The organism is Winogradskyella sp., from assembly GCF_025210595.1.
GTDB lineage: Bacteria > Bacteroidota > Bacteroidia > Flavobacteriales > Flavobacteriaceae > Winogradskyella.
In genome coordinates this window covers 15,305-27,483 of sequence record NZ_JAOARH010000002.1, presented here as the reverse complement: position 1 = coordinate 27,483, position 12,179 = coordinate 15,305, and the positions used below count along the sequence as shown (strand labels likewise).

The window sequence follows — 12,179 nt, the reverse complement described above, 5'->3', positions numbered from 1 at the left end:
GAATAAATTCTATTACCATCTTCATCGAGCTCTATTTGCTGAAATTTATTAGGATGTAGACCTAACTCAAAAACAAATTCTTTTTTTTCTGCAATCACTTCGTCCATAACAGCAGATCCAAAGTCTAATATTTCTGTAAGTTTTTTACCATCATGTTTATAGGTGCCGTAACCAAACCATTCTGACGAATCTGCTGGTCTATGTTTACACCACATTACTTTAGTATCTGTATATATTTTTAATTGCCTAAATTCAGGATTCATATCAAAAGAATCTACAATTACATTATTCTTGTAGTTATAAAAGCCTGTAAGTTCCCAAGTGCCTTTAAGACTATTCTTCTTTTCATTAAGCTCGGTAGCTTTAGCGTCAATAGGTGCTTTATTACTTTTAGATTCGTTTTTACACGATAAAGCTAATAACAACACAATGTTAAATAATAAGAGTTTTGATTTCATAATAGGTTAGCTTTAGTTTTTAAACTCTTATAAATTAATGATTTATATTTAAATGGTAAAAGGATTTACAAATTTTATAACACTATAGTAAGTGTTAATAACTTCACTGTAAGTTTTCTATCAAAAAAGCTACTTTTGTTTAGTAATAAAATTCAAGATATGTCTGATACAATAGAAAAAGTAAAATGTTTAATAATAGGTTCTGGACCTGCAGGTTATACAGCAGCTATATATGCATCTAGAGCTAATATGGAACCCGTTTTATACCAAGGAGAACAACCAGGTGGACAATTAACGACAACAAATGATGTAGAAAATTTCCCAGGATATCCTGATGGAATTACTGGTCCTGAAATGATGATTCAATTACAAAAACAAGCTGAACGTTTTGGAACAGATGTACGTCATGGATGGATTACCAAGGTAGATTTTTCTGGAGATGTACATAAAGTATGGGTAAATGGTGAAAAAGAAATACATGCATCTACTGTAATTATTTCTACAGGTGCATCGGCAAAATATTTAGGATTACCATCTGAGCAAAAATATTTAAAGTTAGGTGGTGGAGTTTCTGCTTGCGCAGTGTGTGATGGGTTTTTCTATAGAAATCAGGAAGTTGTTATTGTAGGTGCTGGAGATTCTGCTTGTGAAGAGGCACACTACTTATCTAAGTTATGTAAGAAAGTAACAATGCTAGTAAGACGTGATGAGTTTAGAGCATCAAAAATTATGGCAGAGCGTGTAAAGAAAACCGAGAATATTGAAATTTTATACAATACAGAAACCGATGAAATTTTAGGAGATGGGCAAGTTGTAACAGGTGTTAGAGTTTTTAATAACCAAACTAACGAAAAGCACGAAATTGAAGCAACAGGATTCTTTGTAGCCATTGGTCATAAACCAAATACAGATATCTTTAAAGGTCAGATAGATTTAGATGAAACAGGTTATATTATAAATGCAGAGCCAGGTACAAGTAGAACTAATGTTGAAGGTGTGTTTGTAAGTGGTGATGCTGCAGATCATGTTTATAGACAAGCTATTACAGCAGCAGGTACTGGTTGTATGGCAGCCTTAGACGCTGAGCGTTATTTAGCAGCTAAAGAGGCTGATTTTGAAGTAGTAACTTCTACTTATAACTAGAAGAAAAATTATAAAATTTAAAAAGCCGAAGTACTAACTTCGGCTTTTTTATTTAAGGCATGCTAAGTTATCGTTTCTTCTTTTGGAGTTTTGCTGTGTCATCAAACTTTGTAATTGTAATTGCAGTATTTCCGTAAAGGTATATTTCGCTATCACCAGAAGCTGCAATTGTTATACTTTCGGTAGAAGTTAGAGTTAAATCGCTATTATCTTCTAAGGTTGCATTTATGGTTTTAACATCAAACTTTGGGCTGTTAAAACTTGTAGAGTTATCCAATCTAATTATAGAACTAGTTGCAGAACCTTCAATAACAGCATCTGAGCGCTGGTACAAATCAAAATTTGCTACTGTACTGTTAATTAAAGCGTCTAATTTACTATTGTCACTTAATTCAATTTTTGTTGAATCTGCTGTTAGGTTTAAACGTGTTTTAGATTTTCCTGAGCTCTTATAATCAAAGTTTTTGGTTTTTATATTTAAATACGCTCTTGAGTTATCTGCTGTAATTAATGAAGCATTGCTAAGCTCCATAGAGGTTAATGATCTAATTTCTCCATCTCCACGAGTTTCTATGTTTTGTAAAGCATCACCATAATTTACGGTGATATTTAACCTTTTTTTAGAAGTGATTCGCATGGTTTGCGAAAAAGAAAGTACGCCATCTACTACGTTAAATTGTATGACTTCGTGTAAGTTATCATCTGCTTCTATATTAACTGAAGGCTTACTGTTGTAAACAACTTCAATAGAAAAATCACCATCTACTATTATAGTTTTAAAATCATCTATATAGGTTTGCTTTATGGTTACATTTCTATCACCTTTAATTTTTTCTTGAGCAATAATGGCTGGCGATGCTACCATCATTATAACCAGAGTAAGTAATAATTTTTTCATCTATTATCTTTATTATGCTATAAATATGACACAAATCAATAATAATGTCACTTTTTAAGCCATTAAACAAAGATATGCAAAAACCGTCCCAAACTCTATAAAGAATTTAAAACGGTTTTTAATTGATTGGTTGTGAGGTGCTTGTTTCTGTAAAAATTAAGGCTATAATATTTTAATTTCCTCTAACACTACCCGAGGAACTATCAGATTTATTCACGCTTTTAGGATTACCTGAATATCTAATATCTCCACCGCTTGTTGCTTTTGCTGTTAATTCTTTTGAAGTGTTAACTGAAATATCTGCACCACTTGTTGCTTTTACATTAGATGTTTCTGCTTTAAGGTCAGAGGCTTTAATGTCACTACCGCTTGTAGCTTCTGCTATTAATGTTTTTGTGGTTCCACTAAGTTTAATATCACTTCCACTTGTAGAATGAGCATTTAATGTTTTGGTTTTTACATCTAGTTTCATATCTGCACCACTTGTTGTGTTGAGTTCTAAGTCATCAACTTCTATAGTGTTTGTAGAAAACACATCGCTACCACTTGTAGCCTTAATAGCTGAAATATTAGAAATACTTAAATTAATTTTTCTAGATGCAGCTTTTCTAATATTCTCTGTAGTATAAATGGTTAGTACTCCATTATCTACATCAGTCATAATAATATCGTGTAAATTTTCATCAGCTTCAACGCTTAGTGTAACAACATTACCTTGGGTAATGTAAAGATCTAGACCTTGACTCACTTTTATAGATTCAAAATCATCCGAAATGCTTCTTTCTTGTGTAACAACATTTCTGTTGCCATCAATACCAGGACCAAAGCCCACTGAAAAATTACAAGAGAGCATTAAAATGCTTAAAATGGTTGTTACTACAACTCTTACTAATGTACTCATGATTTTTTTGATTTTAGTTTGAAACTATACTCTGTAAGTTCAGTATTGTAGTTTCGTTTATTGATTTTTTGATTGATGATACTTTGTTTTGTTCCACTTGTGCTGTGGCAATACCAGAGACCAAAAGGAATCCGATACTGCTCAGCAAAAGTAGTTTGATACTGAAACCTAGTTCAGTACATGTTGATTGGTTCATTTTTTGATTGATTATTACAGAACAAATATCTGTATGTTTTTAATTGATTTATATTTAATATTACCGAACTGTCATTTTTATAGTATCAATTGTCATTAACCTCTAGATCTACACCGTCTTCGTTTACTTTAAGGCTAACTTCTGGCTTTTCTTGGTTAGACGACGTTTTGTTGGTTATGGTTTCAATAATTTCTTTTTCCTCTTTAGAAAAATCTTTTTCGTTTTCAGTTTCATCTATACAGTTTAGGCATTCTACATCATCTCTTATAACTTTATAATAATTTCCTTTTTTAATTTTTTTCAAAATATTATTACTACTTAGATAGCTGTAATATCTAGGGAAATTTTTATTGGTGTGTAGAATAGTGCCTTCAGGCAAATTAATAATTAGTACTACTTCTTGCTCACTATACTTATTGTCTACATCTGTAGAGAGAAATGCATCTAAATTTAGATTTCCGTTAGATAAATCATAATTATAATTAATGTTTTCTGCTCTAGTTCTAGCAACATTATAATTTCTACCAGTAGCTTTCTTTTCAATGGTAATTGAGGCAACAGAATCAGTTGTAGATTCTACAATATATCTTATATCTGATGAGATAATACTTTTACCATTGTCATCTTCAATGATTTTAAACTCATTATTATGACTATAAAAAGAACTACTATACTTATCAAATTTTAATCTTTTCAAATTTAAAGTATCATTAGATTTTATGTTTAATACATCAGTAGTAGAAACTTTAGCATCAAAAGCGTGCTCAGTAGCCTGTTTCACTCCAGTAATTACAAGACCAATTATTGCCATTAGCCATAATCCAAGTAAAGTGAATTTTGCAACATTACCAATAGACTTTAAATTGTTAACCAAAATTTTAAGTCCTAAATAGAAAACAAAGAAGAATGGTATTGCAAAAGCAAAGAATAGTAACATTGAAATTAACCAAATAGGAATGTTAGCTGCATTTGCAACATATAGTAAATCCATACCTGGAAAATGAATTGAGTCTACTAAACCCACGGTAAAGAGAGCAACAATTAAAGATATTAATGTGCTTATACCTACAATGATTAAAATAATACCGATGAACTTTGCTATTATTTTTAGAAAGAACATTAAGATACTTCCGATAGAATCAAAAAAGGTTTGAGAACTCGATTTTAGACGGTTTCCTTGTTTTTGAAAATCAACGTTTTTTACCGTCTCTGAAATGTTGTCTGAGACGGTATCAAAACCCTCTTTTAGTTTTTCGCCATGTTTTTTAAAATCGACATTTTTTACAGTTTCTGAGACTGAGTCAATGCCGTCTTTAATTTTTTTTTCAATGTTACTGATGTTCACAGGATCACCAGTCATGGTTAGCTTTTCTGCTGTAGTTCTAGCTTCTGGTACTAAAGCCCAAAAGATAAGATATATGAAAACAAACGTACCTCCAGAGCCAATGGCTAATAGTAACCAGATTAAACGCATCCAAAGCGATTCAATACCAAAATAATGGCTCAATCCTGCTGCAACACCTCCAATATAAGAGTTGTCTGTATCTCTATATAGTTTCTTAGTTGGTCTAGAGCTATAAGTTGTTTTAGCACGAGGTTCATCTTCAAAGATTTCATCGTCTACTAAGTAATCTTCTGGTTGTCCCATTATGGTAATGACTTCGTCTACCAATTTGATTCCAACAACTTGTTTTTCGTTTTGTATACGCTCTGAGAATAACTCAGCGATACGAGCTTCGATATCAGCTATAATTTCTGAACGACCTTGAGAGTCTGTAAATGAACGTTTTATAGCCTCAAGATAGCGCTGTAACTTAAGATATGCATCTTCGTCTATGTGGAAGAATATACCTGCTAAATTTATATTGACTGTTTTATTCATTTTTTTGTTGTTTTTGTACTTGTTACTAGGTTAACTGCATTTTGTAATTCACTCCAAGTCGTGTTTAACTCTTTAAGGAATAATTTTCCTGTTTCTGTTAGACCATAATATTTTCTTGGTGGTCCAGATGTGGATTCTTCCCAACGATAGCTGAGTAATCCAGCATTCTTAAGTCTTGTTAATAGTGGATATATAGTTCCTTCTACAACAAGCATTTTTGCGTCTTTTAATGTGCCTAGAATTTCTGCAACATAGGCATCTTCATCTTTTAAGATGGATAAGATGCAGTATTCTAATACACCCTTACGCATTTGTGCTTTTGTATTTTCGATCTTCATAGTAATAAGGTCTTAAATTCGATTAAACTGTTCATTTTTTGATTGATTATTGATGATTTTATTTTAAAAAATTGATTGTTAACGGATACTTGTATATTTCTCCATCTCTAGCTGTTAAGCTCGCCTTTACAATTAGTCCAAGTTCAATTATAAAAGCAATAACTGCTAAAGCACCTAATCCGCCTCCTATATATAAGAGAGGAGAAGGCTCTCCAACATTAATATGAAAGTTGTGAAATCCATGGAAATCGATAACATCTAATCCTCTAAATAACTTAAAGATGAAAAATGGGACACTTATAGTACCGATGATAATAGCATATAGCAAAACACTAATCTGAAAATTAATAGCTTGCTTTCCATGCTGATCTATAAACGTAGATTTGTCTTTGTTGGCTGCCCATAATACTATAGGTCCTAAGAAATTTCCAAAAGGAATAAAAAACCTAGTAAAGGTGGAGAGATGTATAAATGTTGCTAAATTTTTATGATGATTGTCTACCATTTTTAAAAGTATATAATAGTTTCTTATACAAATATATGTCTTTTAAAAGGTATTATGTTACGCATAGTACTAAAAATTAACATTTCATTAACATTAGTTAAGCTTGAATATTTCATTTATTTTAGTGAAAATTCTAAATCAATTTTAATGAGTATTTCACCATCTAAACTTAATATGTACTTAATGTTTAAGTTGCCTGCAGCATATTTTACTGGTGTAAGAACTAGGTCTTTAGATGATACTACTTGCGTCGTCTCTGTAAAACATCGTTGGATTAATCAAAATCCATTTAAATCTATGTTTTGGGCTGTACAAGGTATGGCAGCTGAGCTAACAACAGGTGCTTTGGTTATAAAAAAGATAACAGAAAGCGGAAAAAAAATATCGATGTTAGTAGCCAGTAATAATGCCACATTTACAAAAAAAGCAACAGGTATAATAACCTTTACTTGCAAAGAAGGGCATAAAGTAGATAATGCTATAGCTAAAGCTATTGAGACTGGTGAAGGACAAACGGTTTGGATGAGTGCTATTGGAATAAATAAAGATGGAGTAGAGGTGTCGTCTTTTAATTTTGAATGGACGATAAAAGTTAAGAGTTAAAAGTGTAAAGTTAAAAGTTATGCACAGTTCATTGCGAGGACATACGACGAAATAATCTTTTTCTTGAATAGTCTGTAACAAAGTTTAAACTAATTCAACATATAAGAAAATCAACCTTAAAACGAAAAATAATGGAAAGATTACCAGATTTTACAGATAGAAATGCTCACGAAATAGATTACCGTATTTACGGTGAAGAAATGCAATATGTTGAGATAGAACTTGATCCGCAAGAAGCGGTTATTGCAGAGTCAGGAAGTTTTATGATGATGGATGATGGTATTAAGATGGATACTATTTTTGGCGATGGCTCTCAAAAAGATAAAGGCTTTTTAGGAAAAATACTTGGAGCAGGTAAACGAATTTTAACAGGAGAGAGTCTATTTATGACTGCTTTTTATAATGACCTTACAGGAAAGCGAAATGTGTCTTTTGCTTCACCTTACCCAGGAAAAATTATACCAATAGATTTAAACGAGTTTAGAGGTAAGTTTATTTGTCAAAAAGATGCTTTTTTATGTGCAGCTAAAGGAGTTAGTGTAGGTATTGAGTTTTCTAAGAAATTAGGTAGAGGCTTGTTTGGTGGAGAAGGTTTTATTATGCAAAAGCTAGAAGGGGATGGTATGGCATTTGTGCATGCTGGTGGTACTATGGCAGAAAAAATATTACAGCCAGGTGAAACCTTGCGTGTAGATACAGGTTGTATTGTTGGCTTTACCCAAGATGTAGATTATGATATTGAGTTTGTAGGTGGTATTAAGAATTCCATTTTTGGTGGAGAAGGTTTATTCTTTGCCAAGTTAAGAGGGCCAGGGAAAGTATATATACAATCGTTACCATTTAGTCGTTTAGCAAATAGAGTTATTGCTTCTGCGCCAAGAACTGGAGGAAACTCTAAAGGGGAAGGAAGCATCTTAGGAGGTCTTGGGGATTTATTAGATGGTGATAACAGATTTTAATTTTAATTGTTGATTTTTAATGTTTTAAATAGTGGGAAATCTCTTTTTCTTACGATTGTTTTCAACGAGTAATCATTAACTTTTAACATAATATGCTGTTAAATTTTATATATTTTTTTAAACAAAACGCATTTTTTTTTATCTTAGGGATTCAATTGAAACAATAGCCTATAGAAGAAAATTACTTTTTTTTTTAACCTAAAACTTAAAAATACCTATGGCGAGAGCAATGTTTGAGTACACTAAAACTGTGCTTAATAAGGTTAGTTTTGATGCGACATTATTCTGTAAAGAAGTGCAAAAAGCAGTAAAAAGATTACTGCCACACGAACTTGAAGAATTAAAGATATTTATACAGTCCCTAATCAATCAAAACCCCGAATTAGATCAATGTTTAATTTATTTAAAAGCATAAAAAAAAGCGACTTAAGAGTCGCTTTTTTTATTTTGATAGTGGGCTAATTATTTCAACATCGCTAAATGCAATGGCACCACGTATAATACCAGAAATAACATTGTGCATGGCATCAATAATTTGCATTTTAAGCTCGCTTTTATGATAAATAATACTTACTTCTCTTGCAGGCGATGGTTTTGCAAAGTGTCTAAGATTAGGACTTAACTTTTCTTTTATATCTAATGTGTGTAAATAAGGAAGAAGCGTCATTCCCATGCCTTCGTTAGATAATTTTATAAGGGTTTCTATACTACCACTCTCTAATTGAAAGTTGTCATCTATCTGGTCTTTAAAGGTTTTGCAAAGATTTATGACACCTTCTCTAAAGCAATGACCATCCTCTAACAGTAGCATGTCGTCTATTTTAAGATCAGTTACATCAATAGTTTTCTTGTCTTTTAACCTGTGACTATCTGGTACATAAGCCACAAAAGGTTCGTAGTATAAAATGCGTTCTTTTATGTTATCACTTTCTAATGGTGTTGCTGCAATGGCTGCATCTAAATGGCCATCATTAATACGTGTTAAGATTTCTTCTGTAGTAAGTTCTTCTATCTTTAGTTTTACTTTTGGATATTTCTTAATGAAATTTTTAAGAAACATAGGCAAAAGGGTTGGCATTATAGTAGGTATAATTCCTAATCTAAATTCGCCGCCAATAAATCCTTTTTGTTGGTCTACAATGTCTTGAATACGTTCTGCTTCATTAACAATATTACGTGCTTGAAATACTATTTTTCTACCAACCTCTGTTAATTCAATTGGTTTTTTTCCTCTATCAAAAATAATAACATCTAGTTCGTCTTCTAATTTTTGTATTTGTGTACTAAGTGTTGGTTGCGTTACAAAACATTTTTCAGCAGCTTTTGTGAAATTTTTATATTCAGCTATTGCCAAAGCATATTTAAGTTGTGTAATTGTCATAACTATTTATTAAGACTATAAAAATATAAAAACTATTTATAAAAACTATAGTTGTTGTGGTTTAATTTGAAGGTATTTTTGAACATAATTAAAAACAACAATAGTTATGATACTAAATAGTATAGGTTTAGATACCAAAAAAACAAAAGATTTAGCACAGGAATTAAATGAATTATTAGCAAATTTTCAATTGTATTATCAAAACTTAAGAGGTATACATTGGAATATAAAAGGCAAGGCTTTTTTTAATCTTCATGAGAAATTTGAAGAGTTATATACTGATGCTAATACCAAAGTAGACGAAATAGCTGAGCGAATTTTAACTTTGGGAGAAACACCATTACATACTTTTGAAGATTATACGAAAGCAGCAAGAGTACCAGTTGGAAAAAATGTTTCAATAGATGAAAAGGCAGTACGTCTTATTGTAGATTCTATTGCAGAACTATTAAAAATAGAACGAAGTATTTTAGAAACTGCTGACGATGCTAGTGATGAAGGTACATTATCTATGATGAGCGATTTTATTACAGAGCAGGAGAAAACTGTTTGGATGATGAAAGCTTGGTTAGGAGAAACGGTATAAGGTTCATAAAAAAGCCTTCAAGAAACTTCTTGAAGGCTTTTTTTAATTTATGAACTTATTATTTTTAATCACATTCTTGTTCTAAAACTATGAACTCATTATTAGATTGCAATTCTATCATATCATCATCACAAGCTACAACTGTCCAATCTAAGTTTGCAATTTCATCATAAGGTTCTGGTAAATAGATAGACATATATACTTCACCAGATTGAGGATTGCTATATAAATCCCATTGTCCTGTTATGGTTTCGTTATCTGTAGTTACTGTAACAGTATTATTAGTAAAAGTAAATACTCCTTCAGTACCATCTAAATCTATACTAGTAGTTATAGACCACTCACATTCTGTTAAGTCTTCTTGTATGTCTTCTTCGTCGCAGTCATCATCGTCGTCATCGTCATCGTCATCGTCATCGTCATCGTCATCGTCATCGTCATCGTCGTCGTCATCGTCATCGTCATCGCATTCTATGTCTATTACATAGCTATCGTTATAAAAACTTAGTTCTTCTTCATCGTCGTCGTCATCGTCACATTCAAAATTCCAACTTCCGTTAAGTAATGTAAAGTTTTGTAAACCACTTATGGTTAAAACAAGATTATCATCTTCTGTTTCAGTAATATTCCAAGATCCAAGATCTGTAACTGTAATTTCTCCATTAACTATTAGTTCACCATTTTGATTAAAGTTTACATTGTAAATGTCTTCAGTATCGTCATTTAGATTTTCTAATTCAATTTCGTATAAATCACAATTTGAAAGTAGTGCATTTTCTAAATCAGAAATGTCATAATCACAATCATAATCATCGTCGTCATCGTCATAATTATCGTAGCAATCTTCTAGTATATCTTCTAAATCATCAGTATCATCTATAGTAACAACGGTTTGGTCATCTAAAGTTACTGTTAGTGGAAAAACAAAACTAAATGTATTAGCATTATATAAGGCAGTAGCTAATTCTTCTTCAGAATTAACAGTTATTTCGTCACCATCTCCTGTGATTATAGAGATAGGGAAATTCAACTCATAACACTCTATACCTCCAACATAATAATCTTCTTCACAATCTTCAACAAAATCATTCTCAGTGAATCCATCTTCTATTGCATAACATTCATTTGGGTAAGTTACAATAAATGTATTTCCGTTAGGATCTATTACCTCTACACATACAGGATCATATTCTTCAAAACAATCTTCATCATCATCATCATCATCAAAGCTACAGCTTAATAACAACTGTATAAATTCAGCTTCATTATTAATAGTTTCAATTTCAATAGTATCTGTGTCGTCATTAAAGGTTTCTACATCAAAAGGAAATGAAATACCGTTAATAAATAAATCTTCGTTAGAAGCTACCATAACATCAATTAATCCGTCGAGATCATTTACAGTTACAGTAGAATCGTTGTTGTAAGATAAAGTTAAAGGATATACAAAATCAAAACAGAAATCTAATATAATATTACCAGCAGGATTATCGCTCTCAATAACATTTCCATCTGGATTAAACTGAGTTCTTAATTGTGTTAGTGCATTCGTTACAGACTCACTTTCTTCTGTCTGCTGTTGGTCTTGGTCTATAGACTCATTGTTGGTACACGATGTGAACACTAACAGAGAAAAAGCTAAGCTAAATAATGCTAATTTTAAATTTTTCATGTTAACTATTTTTGGTTTTAAATTTGTTGAATTGAGGTTAATCGTTAATTAGACAACACTCTTTTAAAAAACCCTACTTTTTTCTCAAAATTTTTTTTTTATAGTTTTGAGGTCTTAATTATAAAACCGCCAATGTCTATTGAAAATCGTAATATCTGTTACTCAAAAACTTTTGAGAAAATTTATAAAACTTACGCAGTAGAGGTAAGGCGTTTTCTGTTTTTTAAAACCCAAGATATAAATAGAGCTGAGGATTTAATGCAAGATGTTTTTATAAAATTATGGGATAATTGTAGTAATGTAGATTATGATAAAGTAAAGAGTTATATGTTTAGTATAGCTAACAATATGTTTTTAAATGAGGTAAAGCACCAAAAGGTAGTTCAAAATTATAACAAGCTAAATAAGAAAGAGGGGACTAATGAATCCCCAGAATTTATTATGCTCGAAAAAGAGTTTATGGATAAGTTAGATAGCACTTTAGCATCATTACCCGAAAAACAGCGAGAAGTTTTTTTAATGAATAGAGTTGAAAAAAAGAAATATAAAGACATTGCAGAACATCTTAATATTAGTGTTAAAGCTGTTGAGAAAAGAATGCACCAAGCTCTTATTATAATGCGAAAAGAAATAGGAAATATATGATTTGGAAATTTA

The 12,179-nt window shown here is 31.4% G+C and carries 14 protein-coding genes; 6 read left to right on the top strand and 8 right to left on the bottom strand.

The genetic code is table 11. The features are described 5' to 3' along the window. Window positions 1-458 (bottom strand): hypothetical protein (locus N4A42_RS00180; protein ID WP_294068337.1); only part of this gene is annotated, 458 nt, incomplete at its 3' end. Window positions 459-617: 159 nt separating this feature from the next. Here N4A42_RS00180 and trxB point away from each other — a divergent pair. Then, the gene (gene trxB, locus N4A42_RS00175; protein ID WP_294068335.1) at window positions 618-1,601 is read left to right on the top strand and encodes a thioredoxin-disulfide reductase; all 984 of its coding nucleotides are present in this window, start codon (window positions 618-620) and stop codon (window positions 1,599-1,601) included. A gap of 67 nt (window positions 1,602-1,668) precedes the next feature. On the opposite strand, the gene N4A42_RS00170 is transcribed toward trxB, so the two are convergent. The 5 genes from N4A42_RS00170 to N4A42_RS00150 all read right to left on the bottom strand — a co-directional run bounded on the left by N4A42_RS00170 (window position 1,669) and on the right by N4A42_RS00150 (window position 6,321). Then, window positions 1,669-2,499, bottom strand: a complete 831-nt coding sequence (locus N4A42_RS00170) for a DUF2807 domain-containing protein (RefSeq protein ID WP_294068333.1) — start codon at window positions 2,497-2,499, stop codon at window positions 1,669-1,671. A gap of 172 nt (window positions 2,500-2,671) precedes the next feature. Then, window positions 2,672-3,400: a head GIN domain-containing protein gene (locus tag N4A42_RS00165; RefSeq protein WP_294068331.1), complete on the bottom strand. Its 729-nt coding sequence runs from the start codon at window positions 3,398-3,400 to the stop codon at window positions 2,672-2,674. Window positions 3,401-3,681: 281 nt separating this feature from the next. Next, the gene (locus tag N4A42_RS00160; RefSeq protein ID WP_294068329.1) at window positions 3,682-5,478 is read right to left on the bottom strand and encodes a PspC domain-containing protein; all 1,797 of its coding nucleotides are present in this window, start codon (window positions 5,476-5,478) and stop codon (window positions 3,682-3,684) included. Beyond that, the gene (locus N4A42_RS00155) at window positions 5,475-5,816 is read right to left on the bottom strand and encodes a PadR family transcriptional regulator (RefSeq protein WP_111683638.1); all 342 of its coding nucleotides are present in this window, start codon (window positions 5,814-5,816) and stop codon (window positions 5,475-5,477) included. Before N4A42_RS00155 ends, N4A42_RS00160 begins: the two co-directional genes overlap by 4 nt. 58 nt (window positions 5,817-5,874) lie before the next feature. Continuing rightward, window positions 5,875-6,321 (bottom strand): DUF4870 domain-containing protein, encoded by a 447-nt coding sequence (locus N4A42_RS00150; protein WP_294068326.1) that lies wholly within the window; start codon window positions 6,319-6,321, stop codon window positions 5,875-5,877. Between the two features lie 147 nt (window positions 6,322-6,468). Between N4A42_RS00150 and N4A42_RS00145 the strand changes: the two genes are divergently transcribed. From N4A42_RS00145 to N4A42_RS00135, 3 genes are all read left to right on the top strand, one after another. Then, window positions 6,469-6,924, top strand: coding sequence for a DUF4442 domain-containing protein (locus tag N4A42_RS00145; RefSeq protein WP_294068324.1), 456 nt, complete (start codon window positions 6,469-6,471; stop codon window positions 6,922-6,924). A gap of 131 nt (window positions 6,925-7,055) precedes the next feature. Further along, on the top strand, window positions 7,056-7,883 hold the full coding sequence (locus N4A42_RS00140) for a TIGR00266 family protein (RefSeq protein WP_294068322.1): 828 nt from the start codon (window positions 7,056-7,058) through the stop codon (window positions 7,881-7,883). 217 nt (window positions 7,884-8,100) lie between these two features. Continuing rightward, a complete protein-coding gene (locus N4A42_RS00135; RefSeq protein WP_294068320.1) occupies window positions 8,101-8,298 on the top strand; it encodes a hypothetical protein in 198 nt (65 codons plus the stop codon). A gap of 27 nt (window positions 8,299-8,325) precedes the next feature. Here the strand turns inward: N4A42_RS00135 and N4A42_RS00130 are convergent, their stop codons facing one another. Then, window positions 8,326-9,264 carry a LysR substrate-binding domain-containing protein gene (locus tag N4A42_RS00130; protein ID WP_294068318.1) on the bottom strand — a complete coding sequence of 313 codons (939 nt, stop codon included), beginning with the start codon at window positions 9,262-9,264 and terminating at the stop codon, window positions 8,326-8,328. Window positions 9,265-9,370: 106 nt separating this feature from the next. Here N4A42_RS00130 and N4A42_RS00125 point away from each other — a divergent pair, with 106 nt between their 5' ends. After that, on the top strand, window positions 9,371-9,850 hold the full coding sequence (locus N4A42_RS00125; protein ID WP_294068316.1) for a Dps family protein: 480 nt from the start codon (window positions 9,371-9,373) through the stop codon (window positions 9,848-9,850). 64 nt (window positions 9,851-9,914) lie between these two features. On the opposite strand, the gene N4A42_RS00120 is transcribed toward N4A42_RS00125, so the two are convergent. Beyond that, window positions 9,915-11,522, bottom strand: coding sequence for a hypothetical protein (locus N4A42_RS00120; protein ID WP_294068314.1), 1,608 nt, complete (start codon window positions 11,520-11,522; stop codon window positions 9,915-9,917). Window positions 11,523-11,654: 132 nt separating this feature from the next. Between N4A42_RS00120 and N4A42_RS00115 the strand changes: the two genes are divergently transcribed. Next, window positions 11,655-12,167 carry an RNA polymerase sigma factor gene (locus N4A42_RS00115; RefSeq protein WP_294068312.1) on the top strand — a complete coding sequence of 171 codons (513 nt, stop codon included), beginning with the start codon at window positions 11,655-11,657 and terminating at the stop codon, window positions 12,165-12,167. Window positions 12,168-12,179 lie beyond the last annotated feature (12 nt).